The following is a 24,216-nucleotide window of genomic DNA, read 5'->3' as shown; positions in this document are numbered from 1 at the left end:
CTCATTATGCAAGCGAGAAGTGCCCCTTATACTGAGAGATAGAAACGAGGTTTTGTAGATAAAAAGGAGGTAACATGGATGAAGATCAGCAAGAAATTGCTCTTATCCGCGACGTTTTTGATGTTTATGGGGAGTCTCGCAGCTTGTGGCAGCCCAAGCCCTTCGGAGGAAGGAGCGCAGTCTGACAGCAATGCCAAGACGAAGATCACGTATTGGACTGGCGATCGTCATGATTCTGAATTTGTCAAAGAGACCGTCGATACATTCAACCAAACGAACAAGGACAATATTGAGGTAGAACTGGTCATCAAGGGAGACGACTTCGATCAAGCGCTGGATATGTCCTACCAGACCTCCGAGCCGCCGGATGTTATTCGCGTGAAGGAGAATACCATACAGACTTTCTATAAAAAAGGGTTTCTTGCTCCGATCGACGAGTTTCTGACGGACGAAATGAAGGATAAGTTCCCGATCATGGAGGATCTGAACAGTTTTGAGGGTAAACGCTACAGCCTGCCGAACTACGGCACAACGATGCGCCTGATCTATAATAAAGAGCTTTTCGCCAAAGCGGGTATAGAAACACCGCCCACCACATTGGATGAGCTCGTCGAAACTGCCAAGAAATTAACTGAAGTGGGTAAGGCTAACGGAACCTACGGGTTCGCTCAAAATTTCAAGAGCCCCTCGAGTGCTTTCGGGCGTTCCGCACGAGTGATTGCAGAGGTGAGTGGATACGGAGGCTTTGGATATGACTTTAAGACAGCCCGTTATGACTTTAGTGGTTTTAAACCCATTATCGAGGCTTTCAAAAAAATAAAAGACGATGGCAGTATGCTGCCAGGCGTCGAATCACTTGATATAGATCCGCTGCGTGCTCAGTTCGCGGAAGGGAAAATCGGCATGTATTTATCCTTTTCCGCTGAAGCTGGAGTCTATCAATCCCAATTTCCGGCGAAGATTGACTGGGCTGCGGCACCCGTTCCATCCATCGATGGTCAGTTCAATGGGGCATCGGGCTTCTTGGGTGGACAGTGGCTAGCCATCAGCTCAGAGTCGGAGCACAAAGAAGCGGCATGGAAATTCCTAACCTACATGTACGACGAATCCATCCTTCAGCAGTACCAGGAAAAAGGGTTTGGAATATCGATGGTTCCTGCAGTTAGTGCGGTTGCTGCGAAGCCTGAAGTGAAAGGCATTGACGGGTTTCTGCCCAACCAGTACGACGGTGTGTGGCCGGTTTATCCGGCAGTACCCGTTCAAGGCATAAAATCAGACGATGCCTTCTTCACATATATGCTTAGTGGTGGTGACCTGGATAACATCATAAACGATTTAAATACACGGTATAATGCCGCTCTAGATGCAGCCATCGCAAACGGGGAAGTGAAGGCAGAGCCAATGGCTGATTTTAATCCTCTCGATCTTGCTGGAAAGTACGCCAAGTAGATGTTATCACGGGATGGATTTATTCCATCCTTTCCCAAATGCTAAGAGATACAAGGAGTTGAGAGGATATGAATAAAGCGAAGAATGCCGCTTTTTCATACAGCTTTCTGATGCCGAGCTTTATTCTGACCATAGTTCTAGGCATTTACCCGATGATATGGGCTATGAGATATATGTTTTACGATTATAAAGGATATGGCACCGAGAGATTCATTGGGTTGGCCAATTTTGAGCGTGCCATGAGGGATCATCAATTTTGGGAATCTGTAGCGAACACGTTCATTTATGCGGGTGGTAAACTCCTGATATCCATTCCACTTGCTTTAATACTAGCCGTTATTCTGAATTGGAATATCAAAGGCAGAAACTTGCTTAGAGCCATTTTCTTTATGCCAACAATCATAAGTACAGCCGTAATGGCAGTCGTGTTTTTTACGATTTTTAATTCCTATAACGGCATACTCAATCAGTTTTTGATGAAATATCATTTCATCCGGAATGCCATTGATTGGCTTGGCGTGGATTATGCGATGCTGACGGTCATTATTGTAGCGGTATGGGGAGCGATTGGAAATTACATGCTGTTATTTTTGGCGGGACTCCAAAACATTCCTCAAGATGTTTACGAAAGCTCTGCATTAGATGGGGCCAACAAATTTCAGCAATTCCGATATATCACTATTCCAATGCTGGGGCCTGTCATGCAGATGATTATCATGCTAGCCATTATCAATGCACTAAAAGGCTATGAGAGTATCATGGTGATGACCGATGGCGGCCCGATTGGAGAAACCAATGTCATGTTCTTATATGTGTATAAATTATTTTTTCCACCAGCTGGCTCGGCAGCAGCCACGCAAATTCAGGAGTTTGGCTATGGTAGTGCAGTAGCTTTTATTACGGCAGTAATCGTCGGCTTGATTACGATACTTTACTTCTATGGCTCAAAAAGAATGAGTCAAAACGATTAAGGAGGAAACGTTCATGAAAATCGCCTGGAATACTATACTATGGACGTTTCTGTTAGTCGTCGCTTTCCAGACATTGTTCCCTGTGGTGATCACCCTCCTCGGTTCTTTTAAAACCAATGCTGAACTTACCGCCGGGGCCACATTTCTGCCAGCCGTTTGGCAGTTCTCAAACTATATTGAAGCTTGGGAACAGGCGAATTTCTCTACGTATACGCTGAATAGCCTATTCGTTGCCAGTGCCTCAACGCTCGGAACATTGTTGGTGGCCTCCATGGCAGCATACGTTGTAGATCGGATGGATTTTATCGGTAAAAAGGTGTACGTAGGCCTTCAGGCATTTACGATGTTTGTGGCTATCGGCGCTGTAGTGCTGCGCCCCCAATTCGATCTCATGGTTAAGCTTCATTTGCATAATTCGCTGTGGGGGGTCATTCTGATTTTGATTAGCGCCCATGCTTCAGCATTTTTCATTCTGCTTAGTTTTATGAAGGGGATTCCCAGGGAATTGGATGAAGCTGCCCGGATCGACGGGTGCTCGCCCGGCAGAACGTTCTGGAGAATTATCATTCCTTTGCTGACACCAGGCCTTGGCGTTTGTGCGTTGTTTGCTTTTCGGGGTGCATGGAATGAATATCTGCTCCCGTTTGTGTTTACGCTCAGCAAACCCGAATTGCAGACGTTGACTGTTGGCCTGGCCAATCTAAAATACGGTGTCGCCGCTGCTTCACAGACTCACTTCATGATGGCTGGAGCGTGCCTCTCCATTCTTCCGATTCTTATTGCTTATATCTTTGCTAACAAATCCTTCATGCAGATGACCGCCGGCTCTTTAAAGGGCTAACGGCACTCTATCGATAAAACTGGGAGGTTCATGCCATGAATTCGCTTCAGATTGGAAATCTTGTCTCAAGTTCCGTCATTAGGCGACATCCGGATAACCCGATTCTGGATGCGTCTCGCATTCCATACCCGACTGCGCTCGTGTTTAATGCTGGAGTAACCAAATTCAATGGGAAATATGTCATGGTGTTTCGCAATGACTACGGCTGCGCAGAGCAGCAGATTCTTGAGCCCCACCACACCACGGACCTAGGAATCGCGTTTAGCGACGATGGGATCAACTGGGAAGTACAACCGAAGGCGTGCTTTAAGCTGCATGACCAAGAGATGATACGTGCATATGACCCAAGGCTTACTGTGCTCGGCGGTCGCTGTTATATGTGTTTTGCCGTGGATACACAACATGGTATACGCGGAGGCGTTGCAGTTACAGACGATTTTGAACACTTTGAAATACTCAGTCTGTCAACGCCTGACTTGCGTAACATGGTGCTGTTTCCCGAGAAGATTGGTGGTAACTATATACGACTTGAGCGACCATTTACGGTTTACAGCCGAGGGGGAAAGGATCGGTTTGATACATGGATATCGGAATCGCCAGATCTGAAATACTGGGGGAATTCCGACCTGCTCCTGGCTGTGGAAGACGTCCCTTTCGCCAATGACAAGATAGGTCCTGCTGCGCCACCGATCAAGACGAAGCAGGGATGGCTTACCACCTTCCACGCCGTAGATCTAGATCCTGCAAGAGGCAAGAACGGATGGGAATCCTCCTGGAAAAAACGGTATACAGCCGGCTTAATGCTGCTTGATTTGAATAATCCGAAAAAAATCATCGGTATGTCTAGAGAACCTCTACTTGCACCAGAGGTTCCTTACGAAACCCATGGAGGATTTCGCAACAACGTGATTTTCCCTGGCGGTATGATTTTAGAAGAAGATGGCGAAGTGAAGATTTATTACGGTGCCGCAGACGCCGTGGAATGTTTGGCGACGGCTCATATCGATGATTTGATTAAGCTATGTTTAAACGAGTAGTGGAGGTGGAGTGATAATGACCGTATGGAACCATTTGAAGAACCCTCCTGCTTGTTATCGAACATTACCCTTTTGGTCTTGGAATGATGATCTAGATCAGCCCGAGCTTATACGACAGATCGAAGAAATGCATAGAGCTGGTATCGGAGGTTTCTTTATACATGCCCGCGGTGGTCTTACGGTACCTTACATGGGTGAAAAGTGGATGGATGCAATTCAGCTCTGTATAGAGAAAAGCCAAGAGCTCGGAATGGAGGTGTGGCTGTATGACGAAAATGGCTGGCCCAGTGGGTTTGCCGATGGAAAGGTGCCTGCTCGGGGGCATGCATATCAACAAAAGCTGCTGGCTTACGAGTGGGGTCCTTTTAAACAAGAGAACAACAATACGATAGCTGGTTATATTCAGTGTGGTGATGAACTGCATCTTCTCGCTCCGGAGGATCGCCGAAGTCCCGACTTAAGGATATATTATGAGGTGAATCCATATTATATCGATACGCTAAGCAAAACTGCAGTGAACGCATTCATAACCACCGTCTATGAAGTGTATTGGGCCAGATTTGTTACTAGATACGATTCTGTATTGAAGGGGATATTTACCGATGAACCGCAGTTTGGCAGGGGTAATCTTCCTTGGTCATTGGAGCTTGAGCATGAATTTGAAACCCGTTTCGGGTACTCACTTCTCACAGCTCTTCCAGCACTGTTTTGGGAAAGCGAAAACTATCGGAAAATAAGAAATGATTACTGGTTGTGTGTCACTACCATGTTTACTGAAGCCTATGCCAAGCAAATTGGTACCTGGTGCAGGAAGAGGGGATGGCTGTCCACCGGCCATGTCGTCGATGAGCAAACACTTATGAGTCAAGCCACCTCGGTAGGTGATCCACTTTCCTTCTATGAGCATATGCAAATACCAGGTTGTGACTGGCTTGGCCGATCCGTTAGCGAAGAGCCTCTTGTTCCCAAACAAGTCAGCTCTGTTGTTCGGCAACTAGGCAAAAAACGGGCCATTACCGAGAGTTACGGTTGTGCAGGATGGAATATTGACTTTCAGGATCTGAAGCGGATCGGGGAGTGGCAGTTTGTCCATGGGATGAATCTCATGTGTCAGCATTTGCAGGCGTACACGCTAAAAGGAATGCGTAAAAGGGACTATCCGCCATCCTTATTCTACCAGCAGCCGTGGTGGGAGCACTATCATCACTTTAATGATTACTTTGCCCGTTTGTCCATGCTGCTTGTTGAAGGTACACGTCAAGCGGAGGTACTGCTCCTGCATCCGATCAGGACCGCCTGGGTTGAACAAGCGGGACTGGACTCAACCAAAATTGATTTCTACCATCAATCGTTTGCACAGCTATCACGCTGGATGTGCCAATCGTTTATTGAGCATGATTACGGGAGCGAGGGAATCATAGAACGACATGGCAAAGTAGAAAGTGGACAGTTCATTTTAGGAGAGGCCGACTACAGGGTGGTTGTCATTCCGCCAAGTGTCACATTAAGCAGCCGCGTCGTGCATCTGCTGCAGCAGTTCGTTCTTCAAGGCGGGACATTGATTGCATTCGAGCCTTATCCGTACCTGATGAACGGAGAACGGAGAACCGAAATCAGTCATTTAATAGAAGCTGCACGGAAACCTGCATACAACCGTTTAACACTTGAGAAGATGATTTCCAGTGTGGTTTCGCCATCGATTTCTGTTAACGATAGACAAGGAGTTCCGATAACATCGGATATGGTTAATGTTCAGACACTCGAACTCGACGACGCTTATCTCTATTATGTTGTGAATTCCGGTAAAGAGTGCTACCCCGATTCTGAGGTAACTATTTATCAAAAGGGAATGTTATCTTTAATTGATTTGGAGAGTGGAAACATCAAACCTTTGAATCACAAAACAGTAGAGGGCAGTACACAGGTGAATCTGACCCTGTATCCCGGTCAGTCCTATATGATTCGTCTTGTCCAGGAGGAAGTGCAATCGCTCGTTGAAACGGTAACGAAAATGCAAGCTGATTATTCCAATTGTCACATTCAGCATTTGAATACAGATTGGAAAATCCATGATATGGATGAGAACAGCTTAACGCTCGATATGTGCAGATATCGTCTGGAACATGGTGAATGGTCAACGATGATGCCCCTTATTTTTATTCAGGAGGAGCTGCAGAACATCGGGTCTGCCGTGAATATCGAGTTGGAATTTGCTATTAACCTGGCATTTGATCCCACCGATGGACGGGAAATGTTTCTGGTTTTGGAGAATCCGGAGAAAGTGCGCATCGTTGTTAACGATAAAGAAGTAGCATCGTACAGTTGTGGTTGGTGGAGGGACATTGCTTTCAGGAAGATAGATATTAGAGGCTGCCTTCGTTATGGACGGAATAGTATTCATCTCATGATGGATTTCTGGAATTCATCTGAAACGTATGAAGCTCTGGAGCGGGCTGGTCAATTTGAATCCGAAGCCAATAAGCTTACATTGGATACGGAGCTCGAAAGCATTTATATTATCGGCGATTTTGCCGTAGCATCGGAATCAGGTTATGTGGACGGGGAACTTGGAGTCATGTATACGGATGGACCATTTATGCTTACTGAATATCCGGGAATATGCTCGATTGAAGATGATTTGGTCAGCCAGGGTTTGCCTTTCTTTGCAGGGAGCATTCGGCTAACGCAGACGGTTTCCGTTCGTTCTGATGATCAGGCATCCTGGTTATGGCAGTTCGGCTCTAAACCTGATGCGATTATCACCCAGTTAAAAATAAATGGGGAAGAAGTTCACACCTTCCTGTGGGAACCTTATGAGGTGGATATTACTAGATTTCTCCGGTCTGGAGATAACTTCATTGAGCTCCAGCTGACCAATAGCTGCAGAAACTTACTCGGCCCCCATCATCACATAAAAGGAGAACCTCTCAAGGTTGGTCCGGACAGCTTCAAGGATAAAGCAGGATGGACGGATAAGGACCTCGACAAAGACACTCATATATTCCAAAGCCGCTACGCATTTGTTCGGTTCGGCTTGTCTGACGTTCCTAGATTGGTTCGCATGACGAATGATTTAATCTCAGAGCCTGCTTCCTGACGAGGTCGGAATGCACGAGAATGCTGGTTCAGAAATGTGTATTTGTTTTCAACGAGTGAGCGAAAAGGGAGGCGTATGTCATGACAAGGGTTAAAAAATGGATTTGTGGAACCTTTATGCTCGTTTCTACCTTGCTGCTGGCAATAACTGCAATTCCGCAAGTTCAAGCGCTGGAGGCCGAGGAACAGCATGTTTCTATGATCCCTGCATCCATCTTTCCTTATGAGCCCTCAGATCGTTATGCAAGCTCCGTAAATTATACCCTCAAAGCAAATGGAGTATCTGTTCCCGTGGTCAAGGGCTTCAGCGACTATGACTATGCACATTTTTCCATGTCCGATGGTCCTGTCACTTACGAATTAACAATCCTGAATACGGACAAGGTTCATGAGTACTCCATAAGTCCGAAGAAACTTGGAATTCAAGCTGACAAGATAGAGGGTAGAACCATCACCTTCACGACTCAATCTGATGAGTACTTAATCGTAATGATGAATAATCGCAAGACGCGTATGGTCATCGCTGCAGATCCGCTCGAAACGGACGTTCCTGCATCAAGTGGTGAAGGTACCTTCAATATTGGTAGCGCTCCGTATCATGTTGGTTCTTCAAGTTCTTCCTTAACACAAGTTTCTTCAACAACGGCGGCGATCCAGCAGGCGATTGATGATGCTAGTCAGTATGGAACCCATAAAGGGGGTGGGGTACAAGGCACTGTTTATGTACCTGCAGGAACCTACTATATTGGCAATTTGGTTTTAAAAAGCAATACGGCGATCTACATGGAACCCGGTGCTGCTTTTGTGTCTACAGGGAGGACCGCCGATTATACAGAACACTGGTTCAAGAATTCGATGGGTCGACCGGCAACCTGGTGGATCTCAACTGCATTTCAGTCCGAAAACATTCGAATCTATGGACGGGGTACAATTGACGGAAACGGGCAAGCCCTGCATGACGACAAAGGCTCCAACGGCAAGGGGATGATTAATAATCTGGTTGTTCCGATTGACACATCCCATTTTGTGATGGAGGGTATTGTCATAAGAGAATCAGCGGGCTGGGCTGTAGTAACCGTTCGTTCCGATGATTTAACCTTCAGAAACCTAAAGCTCTTCAACAGTTTGGGTATGGGAGAGAACGATGGAATAGATATTTGTGAATCGCAAGATGTCGTTGTACAGAATGCGATTGGCATTTCGCTCGATGATCCTTTCTCCACGAAAACATGGAAAGAGGACACCGATATAGCTTCGGGGAAAGTCCCTTGGCCAGGTAACCCTGAACCCGTCCGAAATGTGTTATTCGAGGATACGATCGCATGGACATTATGCTATGGATATAAGATCGGTCAGGGTGTCATGCAGGATCAATCCAATATCGTATTTAGAAACGGCGTGGTTTACAAGGCAGCTGTAGGGTTCGCCATACATCATAAATACGGTACCGGCACGGTGAATGACGTTAGATTTGAATCCATGGACGTCGAAGATATCAGCGGTAAAAACGAAGACAATAGTGCCTGGATGACCATTTTTACTGTGGATGGAAGCAATAACGGTGTAGGGCCGATCAGAGACATCCTAGTAAAGGATATTACAGTACGTGATGCTGGAGAAAGTTTTGCCAAGATTAAAGGTATGGAAGGTGCCGATATTACGGATCTGACCTTTGAAAATATCTATATGCCCGGAGCAAGCGAACCGGCGACTACGCTTCACGAAATGAACTTTTTGAGCAAAGAACATTACAGTGATGTCACGATTAAACCTGTTCAAAATGAGGAACCGCTCCCAAGAACCAACTTGGCACTTCAACGTCCAGCCGTGGCATCATCCAATGATGGGGTTGAGAATACTGCACCTTATGTGAACGATGGGAAGTTAACAACGCGTTTTGGATCAAAGCGGGGAGTGGATCCCGGTTGGATATACGTGGATTTGGGAGAGAGCAAAACGATAGATGAAGTCAGACTCTTTTGGGAGACCGCTTATGGGAAAAGTTATCGAATACAAGTAAGCGAGGACCCAAGTCATGAGGCAAACTGGAGAGATGTATACAGCACTACAACAGGCAAAGGTGGCTTGGAGACAATTACTTTTGACGAAGTAGAAGCACGGTATGTTCGAATGTATGGAACGGTTCGGGCAACCATATACGGATATTCGATTTGGGAATTTGAGGTGTATGGTCCTGAAGAGTAGAATACCAAAATCTGAATGAAAATCATTCATTAATGACATTCTAAAGAAGTAGTATAACTCTAATTTTCCAGAGGAGGAGATCTTTTATGGCTCGCCAGAAGAAAAGGCAGGAAGCTGCCTGGAAGTCACGAAAGCAAGAACAGCATCCTCATGGTAAAATCAAATCGCTTAAAGAGTTATCAAGCGAATATGATGAGAAGAATACTACGATTTAAGGGACTGACTGCCTGTGAAATTTGCAGGTAGTCGTCACAATTTAATTCATGTAATTCTAAGTCTAATCCTATGTATCAGACAAAAACCGCAGTGCCGCTCAAAGTCGCTAACATTAGCGGCTTTTTTGGCTATAGAGTGCTGTAATCAATCCAACTTGTCTCCCACATAATGAAAAGAGTGAATATGCGTCTTGGTCAGTTCGATCACGTTCTGGATAAACGCCTCACGGGATTCGCGAAATCCGCTTAATATCCAATTGTTCAGTAGTCCGAAGAAGCCATATGCCGTATAGTACTTGAAATACTCCATATTCACTGGAGAGTTATTGATCGTCTCGAAGATAAATTGTTCCTCGTAGATTTTGAGTATGGTCTGTGGGAAGCCTGTATGCAGACCAGGCAACGTATCATCATATCGGATCAATTCAAAGAAGTCCCGATGTTCATGAATGTAGTCCACGATTTGGAAGGATTCCGAATTGAGCTTGTTGGTATAAACCTTTTGACCGTGCTTATATGGCCGGCCTACGGAGCACCTCAGACCTACGAGCATCTGAGTCAACAATTCTTCGGCGATCACAAATTTATCTTGGTAATGTAAGTAAAATGTGCTGCGATTGTAACCTGAATGGTCAACGATGTCTTTGACAGACACAGCATGGTAGCCCTTTTTCTTAATGAGTTGGATTAGCGCCATTTTAAGGTGCTCCTTGGTGCGATTGCGAGGTTGAGATGTCACAATAAATTCATCATTCATTCAAAAAATCTCCTATATAAATAGACATTGTTCCACGAAGTGTCGATGTGGTAGACACATCCTCGTATCTTAATGATTGGATTGTTACGATTTTAAGCATACAATTAGGTTTGTAAACGTCATATAGCACTATTTGTATAGGTGCTATTCAAAATAGTATACTGGAGGATTTAATCATGAGCAAACTTCAAGACAAAGTGGCAGTTATTACAGGAGGGGCATCCGGGATCGGCGCAGCGACAGCACGCTTATTCGTATCAGAGGGAGCCAAAGTGGTTTTGGTGGACCTGAATGAAGAAAAAGGCAAGGCGTTTGAGCAAGAACTGAAAGCGCTTAAAGCGGATGCCCTCTTTATTAAAGCGAACATCACGAGTGAAGAAGAAGTTGCTGATATTTTCAAACAAACCATTGAGGCTTTTGGTAAAGTGGATATCGTATTCAACAATGCAGGGATCGGGCGTGTTCATCCTTCGCATGAGCTTGACTATGCCGAATGGCGTAATACAGTAAATGTAGATCTGGACGGGGTATTCCTGGTTGCACGTGAATCCATCCGCGAAATGCTCAAAATTGGTGGAGGAACGATCGTTAACACGGCTTCCATGTACGGATGGGTTGGTTCGCCGGGTTCTGCAGCCTACAATGCAGCAAAGGGTGGCGTCGTGAATTTGACTCGTTCGCTGGCGCTGGAATATGCTGAACAAAATATTCGGGTGAATGCACTTTGCCCAGGTTTCATCGATACACCGATTATTCCGGAAGAGAGCAAGCAGGCTCTGTCTGCGGCAACACCAATGAAACGACTCGGACAAGCAGAGGAAATGGCTAAGGCTGTTCTCTTCCTGGCTAGTGACGATTCATCCTATATGACAGGGAATAGCCTGATCGTGGATGGAGGATACACTGCTCAATAAGAGTGATGTGTATTTCCAGGGTCTTATAATATAGAAATGCAAAAACCTGAAGAGCTAACTTCAGGTTTTTTGTTGTTTAAACGGGAGCAGAAGCAACCTGTAGAAGCAAATCGCCCGGAGACCGAGAGCTTTGAGCTGATGACGGCTGTCGGAAACAAGACTCCGCTGAGGGCCGCTTATCACTAACCAGCAATCCGGATTATGTTGTGGACATAGAACCGCTGCCTTCCGATTATGATCCGGCTCAGTTGGAAACATCGGGCAGGGAAGAGTTGAGTCAATTTGGTGAGGTGTCCGATTATAGCGGGGAGTTGGTTGAACATCCGCTTGGTTCCGCGGAACTGTACCTTCAGGCTTCGGATTTTGCAGGCCCTGTTCTTGTTCCCCTGTCTACCGTACAAAGTGCGAGGTAGCTTAGCATTTCTTTTAGTATTTAAAGTAAAGTTATACCCATTTAAAAGTCGTTAAATTGAAGGTTTTTTTATGGGTTAAAACTTTTATTTCGCGGTTTTTTTTTGTTTTAAGGAATGAAGTTTCTGTCCCAAGTCAATGACACGAATGTGTGCTCATTGCCGTAATGATTGGAGCAATTTGCGGACAAACCATATAAGTAACAGAATAACTAGGATCAGAATGATTAATCCTGGAATACCAATACTACTAAACATAACAACCTCCTAATATTATCCATGAATTATTTCGGTTCATTATAACATAGGAAAGAGACAGAACATTTAGATTTCCTATAGATTTCGCTGAGAACGAATTGCAAATCAGTTTTAATTTCTGCTTTACATTGCATGGTTGGTTTACGGGCAGCAAAAGTCCCCTTGTATTCCTTCCAGGTTTGGAAGATAGAGCATGGCTGTTTTTGTTGACTCCTGTTATGACAAGATAATGATATAGCATTTTAAAATACTTATTTCCAGCTCATGGTCAGGCCAGTTCGAGGACGAGTTGCTCTAAACCAATGCAAACATATTATGAAGATAATCACCATATCAACGGCATCTCCACCATAGTACATGAGCATGCCTCCGAGCTTGGCTTGATCCAAAGGTACGCCGATAGGAGGGGAGGCATAAATCATCTTCGATAAAACGCCATGACCTGCCAAAGAAAACATGAGTACCATTGAACGGTACAAAAAAGAGAATCGGTGGGGTGCAGGATCAATGTAAATGATGGACACCGTGAACAAATAACCTGCTGCGAATATATGGAAATGAATGATAAGAAACAGAAGGGTATTTTCATGCATGATCGAGTATAAGTTCGTGGTGTATAACAGCCAAAGTCCCCCTATATTAAGGAGTGACGTAACAATAGGGTGAATCAATATCCGGGACGGCCAGCTTCTCAGAATACGTGTAAGAGATCTGGCTGCAGGTACGCTTAGTGATTTCAGCAGTAGAGTCATCGGAGCCGCAAGTACCAGAAGCAATGGTGCCAGCATACCCAAAAGTAAATGACTGAGCATGTGCGCAACAAAATCAGTATGTCCAAGATTAGCCAGGGGTCCAGCCACGGCAATAACTGTAAAAAGCACACCAAGCGACCAACAAACCGTCCGGTAAATGGGCCAGGGCTTGGTACGATTGGAACGGAATGCAGCAAGGATATACATACCAAACGCGAATGCAAATGGTAGGGCTAGAATCACTTGAGGTACAATCCACGCCATAGGTTCCAGCTCAGTTCCATGGTTGTGATGAATGTGAGTACTAATGTTCATATGAGTTACCCTTCCTTAATGGTTGTCTGCTTCTTGTACGATAAATAAGACTGAGCCCTATCAGGATCATTAAAACGGCTAAGATGTTCCATATCGAATCGTAGAAAATAACATTTTCCACATAACGAATCTGATGAATTCTCATTAGTTTGTGTTGGATGAGCCCATCGTACAATTGGAAGCTTCCCGCTCCAAGAAAAAGGCCACCCCACCATCTCGTGAGCCATATTGCGTTTCGTCTTCGAAGATCAGCAAACATGAATAACCCTCCGATCGTCGCAAACCAACTAAAAGCGTGAAACAGACCATCTGATATCAGACCAACATCTGTTGTCGACTTGTCATAAAAATGATGCCAACGCAGCAGTTGATGGAAAACGGTCTCATCAATAAACGCAACAAAACCAATCCCGAACAGAATCCCGGACCATAGATTTCGGTTAGCATAAACGAAGCGATTCATGACATTGGAGTTTTGATGTTTACCTTCCGTTTTAATCCCCATGTTTACTTCACCTCCACTATAAAAAAAACATTACTTTATTATCCAATATACCCACATAAATGGATTGTACTCAGGATTAAAGAAAGCAGTTCTTAAGAGTACATAAAAGGGTTGATTTAACCCGCTAATGTGTACTTATGGAAATAAAATCATATATTTGATAATTATGCATTCCAATTTATTTGAATTCTTGCTAAACTTTGTTTTATAATAAGGTGTTTTAATGGAGGGAGTTCAAAGGAGGATTTACATGGTATCCAAAAACACCAACTATAGCATTCTCATTGAATGTGAAGATATTATTCTTCGCGAGTATCGTTTGTCCGATCTTGAGCGTATGCAGGAAATCACATGGCAGCCGGAAATTCACGGTTTTTTGCCAGGGTGGAATGTTCAACAGGAAGTTCGCCAAGACTGGCTGATGAATTACGAAATTCCAACTAACAATGAATTCATTCAGCGAGTACAAGAAGGCAATGATATTGAGGATCTTATTTTAAGATTAGGGATTGTACTAAAGGGGACTGGTGAATTCATTGGATGGTGTTGTTCAGGGATCAAGGACGAGCTTCCGGAACCGAATAGAGAGGTCATGTATGCCATCTCGAAAGATCATCGGAATAAAGGTTATGCGTCTCAAGCTGTCCAAGGAGTCATACAGTATTTATTTGAAAACACAGAAGTTGCCCAGTTAAATGCGATTGCGCTCCTAGAAAACAAACCTTCCAATAAGGTCATTCAGAAAAATCATTTTGTTTTCATTAACGAGATTCAAATTGAGAAGGATAAGTATAATCATTATCTGCTTCACAAGTCAGATTGGATAAGCCTCAACAATTAAGCACGTTTGAAAAGTAGGATCGAATAACAATTCTAATGATTAATGGCTTGGGCGTACCGTTCGGGTGTCAGTGACAGGGAAGGGACATTGTTCTTAAATACATATGAGTATAGCTAAACATAATTAAATCATTCAAGAAGAATAAGTAATGTAAAAACTGCACCTCAATGGTTAGATGAAATCTACATTGAGTGTGCAGTTTTTAACGTTTCGATTAAAACACGGGAAGGAAGGAGGAACAAACGGAATAAACAGGTTTCACTGACCTACTCAAGTCGAGAGCACAGGATAAATGTAACGTAAAAGGTGGGTTTGAACTTGGAAGGATAAATGGTTCTAGAGTGTAATCAGTCAAACATACTTAACTCATTATTGTAATCACAGGAAGGTGTATTGCAGGGTGAAATTATTATAGAGTGGGAGCCAGTTGACAGTTAAAACAGAAAGCTGAGGGTTTCTTATACCCGCTTTTTATACACTCTCATTGCGAAGATATATGCTATAACCAAGATCCCGACACACCAGGCAAGTGCGACCCAAATATCATTGCCTACCGGCTGACCCAACATTAATGCACGGATCGCTTCCACGATCGAGGTTACCGGCTGGTTTTCAGCAAAGGCGCGAACGACCGAAGGCATCGACTCGGTGGGTACAAACGCAGAACTGATAAAAGGGAGGAATATAATCGGGTAGGAGAAGGCGCTTGCGCCATCCACAGATTTGGCGGACAGTCCGGCAATCGCTGCGACCCAGGTTAATGCCAACGTAAACAGAGTGAGTATGCCAGCTATCCCAAGCCATGACAGTATCCCTGCCGGTGAACGAAAGCCCATAACGAGCGCTACGAGAATGATGACTATAACCGACAAAAAGTTGGATAACAGAGAGGTCAGCACATGGCCCCATAATAAGGTAGAACGTGAAATCGGCATGGAGTGAAACCGTTCGAATATGCCCCGCTGCACATCAATGAACAGACGGTAAGACGTGTAGGATATACCGCTAGCAATAGCGATTAATAGTATACCGGGCAGTAGATAATTTACATAATTATCGGTTCCGGTTTGAATGGCTCCACCAAACACATAAACGAAGAGCAGCATAAACGCGATGGGCATAATGGTGACTGTAATAATGGTGTCCATACTGCGGAAAATATGCCGCATGGAACGTCCAAGCATGACGCTCATATCGCTAAAAAAGTGTTTTTTCACCGTTTCCATTTAGTTAGCCTCCTTTTTGCCGATGATGGCGAGGAATATATCTTCCAATGTGGGCTGTTTTTCGACATACTCCACCTTTGCAGTCGGAATCAGCTTTTTAAGATCCGAGAGGGTGCCGCTGGCGATAATTCTTCCCTCATGCAGAATGGCAATCCGATCGGCCAGCTGCTCCGCTTCTTCTAAATACTGCGTGGTCAGGAATACCGTCGTACCTCCGGCCGACAGCTCCTTCACAATCTTCCAAACCTCAATACGTGCCTCGGGGTCAAGTCCGGTGGTTGGCTCGTCGAGGAAGATGATCTGTGGTTTTCCCACTAGACTCAAAGCAATGTCGAGCCTGCGGCGCATGCCACCAGAATAAGTGGACACCCTGCGGTCGGCGGCATCTGTCAGTCCAAAACGTGTAAGCAAATCGTCTGCAACCTGACGGGGATTTTGGAGGTATCGAAGTTTGGCAATCATGACCAGATTTTCTCGTCCGGTTAAAATCTCGTCTACGGCGGCAAATTGCCCAGTCAAACTGATCGCCTGCCGCACATTGTCGGGTTTGGTTTCCACATCGAACCCGTTTACGGTGGCAGTACCGCTATCTTTCTTGAGCAGTGTGGTGAGAATTTTGACAACGGTTGTTTTGCCCGCACCGTTGGAGCCGAGCAGGGCGAAGATGCTTCCTTTTTCCACCTCGAAATCTACGCCCTTAAGGACTTGCAGCTGCTTGAAGGATTTTTGCAGGCCATTCACATGAATTGACTTGTTTTGCATAGGATCTCCTCCTTAGATAACTGTAACTTTTGACAAATTGGCATCCATGCCTTTAAGGGCGGCATACGTCAGTTTATCCATCATCGCACCGTCAAAGCAGATGGTTTTGATAATGCGGTAATATTTTCTGGACCATGAAGACGTCGGGAAAGACACGTTCTTGAGAGTCGCATTTTTAAACGAAACTTCGTTCAGTGCTGTCTTTTCAAACTTGACGCCGATAAAAGTTTGCCCGTCAAAACGCATCCCTCCCAGATCGGAAGATTTGAACTCCACGCCGTCGAAGATACAGTTTTGGAAAATGGTTTTTCTAAGGTCGGTCAAGGAGAAGGTGACGTCGGTCAGTCTTACACCTGTAAATTTTGCGCCATCCAGTCCTGACTTGCTGAAGATTGTGCGTACAAGGATCGATCGATTGAAGCTCGCATTACCTAGGTCAAGGGTGGATAGGTTGCAGTCCGTCAGATTTGCACCGTCGAATTTGGCATCCCTTGCATCGCTGCTGGCAAATGAGCTGCCGGTCAAGTCCGCGTTCGTGAAATTAGAGCCTCGCAACGCGCTGGACTTAAATTGTCCTTTATGGGCGACAACACCAGCAAAGTCGCTCGTTGGCAGGTTACTCGCGTTAAAGTTCGTCACCACCTGCCGTTCCAGAGAGCGGGAGAGGTTGGCGACCTCCTGTACCGTTTGCTCAATATCGCCGATGCTCTCAATGGTCATCTCAAAAGCAGTTTCATCATCCTTGCCCTCAGCTTTAAGATCACGGAACCTCTCCTGCAAATCGGAGTGAAGGTCTGCTTTCAATTCGGTGACGCTTTTCACCTCATCGTACGGTGCAAAAACGCCATTCAAATACTGGGTTAACTTCTCATTCATAACCTCAACACTCCTCATAATAAGTTTTCAAGAACACGCTTGGCGTACTCCCAGTTGTCTTTGTTGCTAGCATACGTTGCCTTACCTTTTTCGGTAATCCTGAAATATTTACGGCGTCCACCTTGAGATTCATCGCCCCAATACCACTCGATATCGCCCTCCGCTTCAAGTCGCCGTACGCTGGAGTACATTGTGGCTTCTTTTAATTCGTACTCACCGCCCGATCGTTCGGCAATCATTTTGACAATCTCGTACCCATATCTGTCAGCTTCGGATAAGAGCCGTAATATCATCGTATCGGTATGGCCGCGCAGTAGGTCGGATGTAATTTTGTTCTGGCTCATGTAATCACCTCGCATCTGTATAATACGACACACTACTATGACTGTCAAGGTAGTATTATAAATAAAATACCTTGATTGAAAATTTGGGCGTATTTTTTCTGTTACCTAAAAGGATTTTTCCCGTTTTCGTACTAAAAAGCGGATTCAATTTTGGAGAAGAGGAACTTGCGGAGCACGGAGTTTAGAGTAGTATGCACCGAAGGCTCCTTCCGATGGGGGAAGCAATGAGTCAACTGCAGCACATATATGCCGACATATCGTCGGGTGCAAAAAAAGACCACTTCATGATCGAAGTGGTCTGATGCGAAATAGCTAACCTAAGGAGATATATGAACAAGAATACGGAGTAGCGCACTGGAGTACACAAAGAGCGGTCATTTGATCTCCGAAACAGGCGAAACTTCATTCCAATCCTTTATCCTTTTGTACTAAGCGCCAACAAGCGTTTTAGATTATCAACTATAAATGTATTGTCAGCACTGTTGATCCCACGTCCGGCAAAGTGGCCCCAGATCGACTCGATCGGACTAAATACAGCATTGGGAATAAGCTTAGCCTCGTATTCGTTATCATCAGCTGTACAGAAGAGATCTGTGCTTCCAGGCATGATGCAGGCAAGCGCTTTTATGCTTCGAAGTGCCTTATCGAAATCCCCGTTATACGAGGGGTTTGCACTAATATCTGCAAACTGGCCTGTCCATAACATGGTCAGCACATTATGCGGATCCATTGTCATAAAGATATTTTCCCAGAAGCCTGCCACAAAATCTGTCACTGTATCATATCCCAGCTCGCGATAAAGTTCCTCTCTGTAAAATGCTTGTGAAAAGCCCCATCCCGCATAGGCTCGGCCAACAGCGCGCATGTCTGCTGATGTCAATTGGTTTAGCTTACTTGAATCGAAATGGGCGACAGCCATAAGTGGAGCGCTCACTCCATCCATGACCACAAAGGTATGAGGCCAAGTCTTCGCAACTCCGGCGATAGGTGCAATTCGCTCCACCATGTCGGGATAACTTGCTCCCCATTGGAACGCTTGAATGCCTCCCATTGACCATCCTAGGACGAGAGCGATCTTTTGAATGCCGAATTTTTCAGTCACCAGCCGATACTGTAATTGTACGTTGTCATAGATGGTTACCCTTGGAAAATTAGCCCGGTCAAATGGTGGAGGTGTGTTGCTGGGGGAGGAGGATAATCCGTTCCCCAGCAGATTCGGAACGATAATGAAATATTTCTCCGGATCCAGTGCCATGCCGTTTCCAATCAACCATTCATTTTGAACATGCTGGTCACCAAATGCCGTTGGATAGATGATGACGTTATCTTTTTTTTCATTCAATCTTCCATACGTCTTATACGCAAGAAAAGCGCTTGGCAACGTCACACCTGATTGCAAAGTTACGTCACCCAAATCAAAAATTTCATAGTCCATTGTTTTGTCGCTCCCTTCAAAATAGAAACCACACAGGTAAAATGTAATTTCTTGTAGTCAGTATAGGCCTGTGGTACCCTCAAATAAAGTGAATGAAATTGAAATCTGCATTCAATAATTTTGATAGTAAAAGGGAGATCGTACGATGGAATTACGCCAACTGAATACGTTCCGCACGGTGGCATCCACATTGAATTTCACTCGGGCTGCGGAAGTGCTGAATTATGTCCCCTCGAACGTGACGATGCAAATCAAAGCATTGGAGGACGAACTTGGTGTTCGTCTTTTTGACCGTCTTGGCAAACAGCTCGTTCTCACAACTGCGGGTAAACGTTTTTTAACTCATGTCCAAAGCGTTCTGGACAAGCTGGATGAAGCTCGCAGCGACATACATGACAATGAAACGCTGAGTGGTACCCTAACGATCAGTGCTAACGAGGTTCTTTGCGCTTATCGGCTTCCCGTTGTTTTTCACCTATTTCGTTCGCGTCATCCCGGAGTTCGACTTATCTTTCGGTCTGTTCCCAATCAGCAGCTCAAGGAAACGCTTTTTGAAGGAACGGCGGATGTTGTTTTTATGTTGGACGAGCCCATTCGCTCAACGGGACTTGCAGTGGAACCGATGCTGGAAGAAACATTCCGCTTTTATGCCACTCCGGACCATCCACTTGCGAAACGAACTGCACTACAGCTGGAGGATTTTCACGGTGAAGTTTTCCTGACCAATGAAAAGGGCTGCACCTATCGAACCATGTTTGACCGGGCATTTGAGCAAAAGGGCATTGATAGTATTACATATTTGGAGTTTCAAAATGCCGAAGCCATTAAACAATGTGCAATAGCGGGAATCGGTATTGCTTTTCTTCCTGAAATAACAGCCGAAGCTGAAGTTCAACGGGGCGATCTTGTTGCTCTTCCATGGCAAATACCTGACTTGCATGTATATACACAGATGCTATGGCACAAAGACAAGTGGCTTTCACCAATCCTGTTATCGTTCATAGAAGCAGCAAGAGAGGTTATGGCAGTAGAGGAGGAGAACTAAATTTATAATTTTTTTTATAGATTAATCCGCGGGCTGACAACGTTCGCATAGCTGATTTATAACCAATGGATAATAATGACATTGACAACTGCGGGCTTTTTCAAAATAATAGAATGTAATTGAATACTGGTACCTTTAATTCAGTCCAGAGAGGCTGGCAAGGGCAGCGGATTTTTATAATCACGCGTGGAACAGGGCATATTCCGTCTGGGGATGCTCCGCGTCTTCGCGCGGGTTATGATGCAAAAAAGAGGCTACTTGTCAGTGAGACTTGACGAGTAGCCTCTTTTTTCTGCTTTCTTGGTATCAGGACACTTTAAGTTGGAGGTATTCTGATGAGCAAACAAGATCAAGAGTTTTCGTGGCAAGAGGTGCCAAAAACGCAGAGAAACCAATTTTGGAAGACGTTATCCGTGATGCTCGGATTCACCTTCTTTTCGGCAAGCATGCTGGCAGGAGGGACCTTGGGAGTCAGCTTGACGTTCATGGAGTTTATTGGGATTGTACTGGCGGGCAATCTGGTGCTTGGTATTTATACGGGAGCGCTGGCACATATCGCTGCCAAAACGGGACTGTCCACGCATTTGCTGGCCAAATATTCGTTCGGTGAGAAAGGGTCATACTTGCCATCGTTCCTGCTCGGCTTCACGCAGGTCGGATGGTTTGGCGTTGGAGTGGCCATGTTCGCAATCCCGGTTGCAAAAGCGATGGATTGGAATGTGTATCTGTTGATTCTCCTGTTTGGTCTCGCCATGACGGCAACAGCCATCTTCGGTATGAAGTCACTTGTCATTCTGGGCTATATTGCGGTCCCTGCAATTGCGATTCTCGGCGGTTACTCCATGCTAGAAGGCGCAGACACGCTTGGCGGTTTGCAAGGACTGCTCGATTATACACCCACACAGACACTGACTGCGGCAGCGGCATTAACGATTTGTATAGGTTCATTCATTAGCGGCGGTACGCTGACACCCGATTTTGCCCGGTTTTCCCAGACGTCCCGGCAGGCAGTTACCGCAACGGTTATTGCCTTTTTCCTGGGTAACTCACTCATGTTCCTGTTCGGCGCTGTAGGCGCAATGGCGTATAACCTGGCAGACATCTCAGAGGTCATGTTCCTGCAAGGTTTGATCATTCCAGCGATCATCGTTCTGGGGTTGAATATCTGGACGACAAACGACAATGCCTTATACGCCTCCGGGCTCGGTTTTGCCAACATTACTAAAATTTCGAAAAAGCTCATTGTTATCGTAAACGGTACCGTGGGTACCATATTCGCCATGTGGATGTACAACAACTTCGTTGGTTTTCTGAATGTGCTTGGCGCGGCGGTACCGTCCATCGGGGCGATTATCATCGCGGACTACTTTTTCGTGAAGCGCAGAAATTATAAACCGTTTGCCGACATGACTTTCAAGAAGGTAAACTGGATAGCGATGGTAGCTTGGGCCATCGGCGTTGCGTTCGCTCAGCTGGCCCCAGGAGTAACACCATTAAACGCACTGATCGGTACGGCGGTGGCTTACATCGCGTTGATGCTGATCGTATCTGCCAAACAATCCAAAGAAAAGGGGAAAATAAATGATTATACAGAACGCGAAATTGCGGGGTAAAGAAGGTCTATGGAATATCGTCGTGAAAGACGGGAAGTTCGGACAGATCACACAAGCGCAGGAAGCAGCTGCAAACGAGGAAGTCATTGATGTCAACGGCATGCTTGTACTGCCGCCATTCATTGAACCTCATATTCATCTCGATACAACGTTGACGGCGGGCGAGCCGGAATGGAACTTGAGCGGAACGCTGTTCGAAGGCATCCAGCGTTGGTCGGAACGCAAGGCATTCCTGACGCATGAAGACGTCAAAACGCGCTCCAAAACAGCACTGAAATGGCAGCTTGCTCAGGGGATCCAGCATGTACGGACGCATGTGGACGTTACCGATCCAACCTTGACCGCAGTTAAAGCGATGCTTGAAGTGAAAGAAGAAATGGCACCGTACATGGACATCCAGCTGGTCGCTTTCCCGCAGGAAGGCATTCACTCCTACCCGAACGGCGCAGAATTGCTGGAAGAGTCGCTGAAAATGGGCGTTGACGTGGTTGGCGGCATTCCGCACTTCGAATTCACGAGAGAATATGGTGTGGATTCGATGAAGGTTGCGTTTGACCTTGCCGAAAAATACGACCGTCTCATCGACATCCATTGTGACGAGATCGATGACGAGCAATCCCGTTTCGTGGAAGTCGTTGCCAAGGAGGCTTACGAACGCGGACTGGGTTCCCGTACAACGGCAAGCCATACGACGGCGATGGGGTCATACAATGACGCATATACGTACAAATTGTTCAGATTGTTGAAGATGGCTGACCTGAATTTTGTCTCCAATCCTCTGGTCAACATCCACCTGCAAGGGCGCTTCGACACGTATCCGAAAAGAAGAGGGCTGACCCGCGTCAAAGAGCTGCAGGAAGCAGGTCTTAACGTATGCTTCGGTCACGATGACATCTTCGATCCATGGTATCCGCTAGGTACGGGCAATATGCTTCAGGTGCTGCACATGGGTATCCATGCTTCCCAATTGCTCGGTTACGATCAAATCGTGAATTCGATTGATCTCATTACAAAGAACAGCGCAAGAACGTTGCACATTGAGGATGTGTACGGCATTGAAGAAGGGAAGCCGGCCAACTTCATCGTTCTTGAAGCAGAGAACGAGTATGAGGCCATTCGCAAACAGGCTGGAGTACTATATTCGTTCAGAGGCGGCCGCAAAATCGCAGAGTCGAAGCCGCGGGAGACGTCGATCATTCTTGATGGCGGTTTGGAGAAGGTCACTTTTAATAAATAATTAAATGAGGCGTGCTATGCATCAAGCAGAGCCTGCGTCTTAGCCAATAAATCCCCTCATGGTGGACAGGGCAACAAGAGAGCGCAACATCGTGCAATCTTCCTGAAATCAAGAGGGGATTTTTGATTGTTTGCAATGAAGTCCTTATGTTAACTCACTCTGTCTGAACAGCTTAGGTGACATCTTATACGTCTTCCTGAATTGTCTCGCAAAGTAATTGCTGTCATTGAACCCAGATTGGTAGGAGACCTGCGTAATGGACAGATCGGTTAATCTCAAGAGTTGACAAGCTCTCTCCAAGCGCAAACGTTTGAGGTAAGCCATTGGGGACGTCTGGTAAAAAGATTTGAAAATTCTATTCAGATGCCTGATAGATATATTGCAGTGTGAAGCAATTTCCTCCAGTGTAATCTGTTCCAGAAAATGGTCTTCAATATATGATATTGCTGCAGCCAAATGCATGAATTGGCCATCGGATGACTTTCCATTCGATTGGTGGTATCTCGATAAATAGACTATCAATTCGGTTAGTTTTGAAGTCAACAGAGTTTGGTAGGCGGGCTGCTTCAAATGATATTCATTGATCATGTCGGCTATAAACGATTCGATGTAATCGAAGTCGTTTAACGACATAACCATTTGACTTTTTTCCGAAGGGGAATTTCGATAAAACGGTTCCAAAACAAACATCGAGTGGTAGCCGTCAAAAGTAAGTAAATCAGATCCGAGATGGTGCTGTAATATTTCAGGTCTAAACATGATATTGCATATTTTAAAATCACAAGGCTCTTTATAGGCATGGCTCGTTTCACCACTGATAACAAATACATGACCTTTTTTAATGAATGAAACTTCATCATCTACGATATGGGTTGCATGTCCATGAAGAACAACGACAAGTTCAGCGAAATCCATATGTTTATGTAAATAAAAGTCTTCAGAATGACCTCCGTATTGTATGAAAAACGGAAATTCTTCGTCACGGGTAAACCATCGCAAAGGAATCTTTTTCAATATATCCCCACCTCAACCACTGAATTCATGTCTATATCATCCTATAATGATGTCTTAAAAATCAAGGTTTGGGTTTTCATTTCCATACTAGTATAAGT

General features: G+C 45.2%; 22 protein-coding genes. 13 read left to right on the top strand and 9 right to left on the bottom strand.

Annotated features, from left to right (window positions below; genetic code table 11):
* Positions 1-78: 78 nt before the first annotated feature.
* From HP552_RS29760 to HP552_RS35205, 7 genes are all read left to right on the top strand, one after another.
* Entirely contained in the window at positions 79-1,449 is a 1,371-nt protein-coding gene (locus HP552_RS29760) for an ABC transporter substrate-binding protein (RefSeq protein ID WP_175398957.1), read from the top strand.
* Between the two features lie 68 nt (positions 1,450-1,517).
* On the top strand, positions 1,518-2,420 hold the full coding sequence (locus HP552_RS29755) for a carbohydrate ABC transporter permease (RefSeq protein ID WP_175398956.1): 903 nt from the start codon (positions 1,518-1,520) through the stop codon (positions 2,418-2,420).
* 13 nt (positions 2,421-2,433) lie between these two features.
* Positions 2,434-3,261 carry a carbohydrate ABC transporter permease gene (locus tag HP552_RS29750; protein ID WP_175398955.1) on the top strand — a complete coding sequence of 276 codons (828 nt, stop codon included), beginning with the start codon at positions 2,434-2,436 and terminating at the stop codon, positions 3,259-3,261.
* 35 nt (positions 3,262-3,296) lie between these two features.
* The gene (locus HP552_RS29745; RefSeq protein WP_175398954.1) at positions 3,297-4,298 is read left to right on the top strand and encodes a glycoside hydrolase family 130 protein; all 1,002 of its coding nucleotides are present in this window, start codon (positions 3,297-3,299) and stop codon (positions 4,296-4,298) included.
* Between the two features lie 16 nt (positions 4,299-4,314).
* Positions 4,315-7,395: a glycosyl hydrolase gene (locus tag HP552_RS29740; protein WP_175398953.1), complete on the top strand. Its 3,081-nt coding sequence runs from the start codon at positions 4,315-4,317 to the stop codon at positions 7,393-7,395.
* An 80-nt stretch (positions 7,396-7,475) separates the two neighbouring features.
* Entirely contained in the window at positions 7,476-9,599 is a 2,124-nt protein-coding gene (locus HP552_RS29735; RefSeq protein ID WP_246311110.1) for a galactose-binding domain-containing protein, read from the top strand.
* Between the two features lie 86 nt (positions 9,600-9,685).
* Complete coding sequence (locus HP552_RS35205) at positions 9,686-9,814, top strand: DUF6254 family protein (protein ID WP_246311109.1); 129 nt, start codon at positions 9,686-9,688, stop codon at positions 9,812-9,814.
* A gap of 145 nt (positions 9,815-9,959) precedes the next feature.
* Here HP552_RS35205 and HP552_RS29730 read toward each other — a convergent pair whose 3' ends face one another.
* Positions 9,960-10,571 carry a TetR/AcrR family transcriptional regulator gene (locus tag HP552_RS29730; RefSeq protein WP_175398952.1) on the bottom strand — a complete coding sequence of 204 codons (612 nt, stop codon included), beginning with the start codon at positions 10,569-10,571 and terminating at the stop codon, positions 9,960-9,962.
* Positions 10,572-10,747: 176 nt separating this feature from the next.
* Between HP552_RS29730 and HP552_RS29725 the strand changes: the two genes are divergently transcribed.
* Together HP552_RS29725 and HP552_RS29720 are read left to right on the top strand one after the other, a co-directional pair.
* The gene (locus tag HP552_RS29725) at positions 10,748-11,485 is read left to right on the top strand and encodes an SDR family NAD(P)-dependent oxidoreductase (RefSeq protein ID WP_175398951.1); all 738 of its coding nucleotides are present in this window, start codon (positions 10,748-10,750) and stop codon (positions 11,483-11,485) included.
* A gap of 206 nt (positions 11,486-11,691) precedes the next feature.
* Complete coding sequence (locus tag HP552_RS29720; protein ID WP_246311108.1) at positions 11,692-11,898, top strand: DUF8580 domain-containing lipoprotein; 207 nt, start codon at positions 11,692-11,694, stop codon at positions 11,896-11,898.
* 506 nt (positions 11,899-12,404) lie between these two features.
* On the opposite strand, the gene HP552_RS29715 is transcribed toward HP552_RS29720, so the two are convergent.
* Positions 12,405-13,220, bottom strand: a complete 816-nt coding sequence (locus HP552_RS29715) for a cytochrome c oxidase assembly protein (protein ID WP_175398950.1) — start codon at positions 13,218-13,220, stop codon at positions 12,405-12,407.
* A complete protein-coding gene (locus HP552_RS29710; RefSeq protein WP_175398949.1) occupies positions 13,210-13,725 on the bottom strand; it encodes a DUF2243 domain-containing protein in 516 nt (171 codons plus the stop codon). Before HP552_RS29710 ends, HP552_RS29715 begins: the two co-directional genes overlap by 11 nt.
* Before the next feature lie 250 nt (positions 13,726-13,975).
* On the opposite strand from HP552_RS29710, the gene HP552_RS29705 reads away from it, so the two are divergent.
* Positions 13,976-14,566 (top strand): GNAT family N-acetyltransferase, encoded by a 591-nt coding sequence (locus HP552_RS29705; protein ID WP_175398948.1) that lies wholly within the window; start codon positions 13,976-13,978, stop codon positions 14,564-14,566.
* Between the two features lie 458 nt (positions 14,567-15,024).
* Here the strand turns inward: HP552_RS29705 and HP552_RS29700 are convergent, their stop codons facing one another.
* The 5 genes from HP552_RS29700 to HP552_RS29680 form a co-directional block, all read right to left on the bottom strand.
* Positions 15,025-15,792, bottom strand: coding sequence for an ABC transporter permease (locus tag HP552_RS29700; protein WP_175398947.1), 768 nt, complete (start codon positions 15,790-15,792; stop codon positions 15,025-15,027).
* Positions 15,793-16,554 carry an ABC transporter ATP-binding protein gene (locus tag HP552_RS29695; RefSeq protein ID WP_175398946.1) on the bottom strand — a complete coding sequence of 254 codons (762 nt, stop codon included), beginning with the start codon at positions 16,552-16,554 and terminating at the stop codon, positions 15,793-15,795.
* Positions 16,555-16,566: 12 nt separating this feature from the next.
* Positions 16,567-17,430, bottom strand: coding sequence for a pentapeptide repeat-containing protein (locus HP552_RS29690; RefSeq protein WP_175398945.1), 864 nt, complete (start codon positions 17,428-17,430; stop codon positions 16,567-16,569).
* A gap of 14 nt (positions 17,431-17,444) precedes the next feature.
* Positions 17,445-17,774, bottom strand: a complete 330-nt coding sequence (locus HP552_RS29685; RefSeq protein WP_175398944.1) for a PadR family transcriptional regulator — start codon at positions 17,772-17,774, stop codon at positions 17,445-17,447.
* Positions 17,775-18,189: 415 nt separating this feature from the next.
* The gene (locus HP552_RS29680; RefSeq protein ID WP_175398943.1) at positions 18,190-19,209 is read right to left on the bottom strand and encodes an alpha/beta fold hydrolase; all 1,020 of its coding nucleotides are present in this window, start codon (positions 19,207-19,209) and stop codon (positions 18,190-18,192) included.
* Between the two features lie 145 nt (positions 19,210-19,354).
* Here HP552_RS29680 and HP552_RS29675 point away from each other — a divergent pair, with 145 nt between their 5' ends.
* The 3 genes from HP552_RS29675 (at position 19,355) to HP552_RS29665 (ending at position 23,104) form a co-directional block, all read left to right on the top strand.
* Positions 19,355-20,254, top strand: coding sequence for a LysR family transcriptional regulator (locus HP552_RS29675; protein ID WP_175398942.1), 900 nt, complete (start codon positions 19,355-19,357; stop codon positions 20,252-20,254).
* A gap of 335 nt (positions 20,255-20,589) precedes the next feature.
* Positions 20,590-21,867: a cytosine permease gene (gene codB, locus HP552_RS29670; RefSeq protein WP_175398941.1), complete on the top strand. Its 1,278-nt coding sequence runs from the start codon at positions 20,590-20,592 to the stop codon at positions 21,865-21,867.
* Positions 21,836-23,104 carry a cytosine deaminase gene (locus HP552_RS29665; RefSeq protein ID WP_175398940.1) on the top strand — a complete coding sequence of 423 codons (1,269 nt, stop codon included), beginning with the start codon at positions 21,836-21,838 and terminating at the stop codon, positions 23,102-23,104. Before codB ends, HP552_RS29665 begins: the two co-directional genes overlap by 32 nt.
* A gap of 144 nt (positions 23,105-23,248) precedes the next feature.
* Here HP552_RS29665 and HP552_RS29660 read toward each other — a convergent pair whose 3' ends face one another.
* Complete coding sequence (locus tag HP552_RS29660; RefSeq protein WP_175398939.1) at positions 23,249-24,118, bottom strand: AraC family transcriptional regulator; 870 nt, start codon at positions 24,116-24,118, stop codon at positions 23,249-23,251.
* Between the last annotated feature and the right edge of the window lie 98 nt (positions 24,119-24,216).

Origin of the sequence: Paenibacillus xylanilyticus (genome assembly GCF_013359935.1) — a bacterium.
GTDB classification, from domain to species: domain Bacteria; phylum Bacillota; class Bacilli; order Paenibacillales; family Paenibacillaceae; genus Paenibacillus; species Paenibacillus xylanilyticus.
The sequence above is the reverse complement of the archived record's forward strand: the minus strand, read 5'-3'. Positions and strand labels throughout refer to the sequence as shown.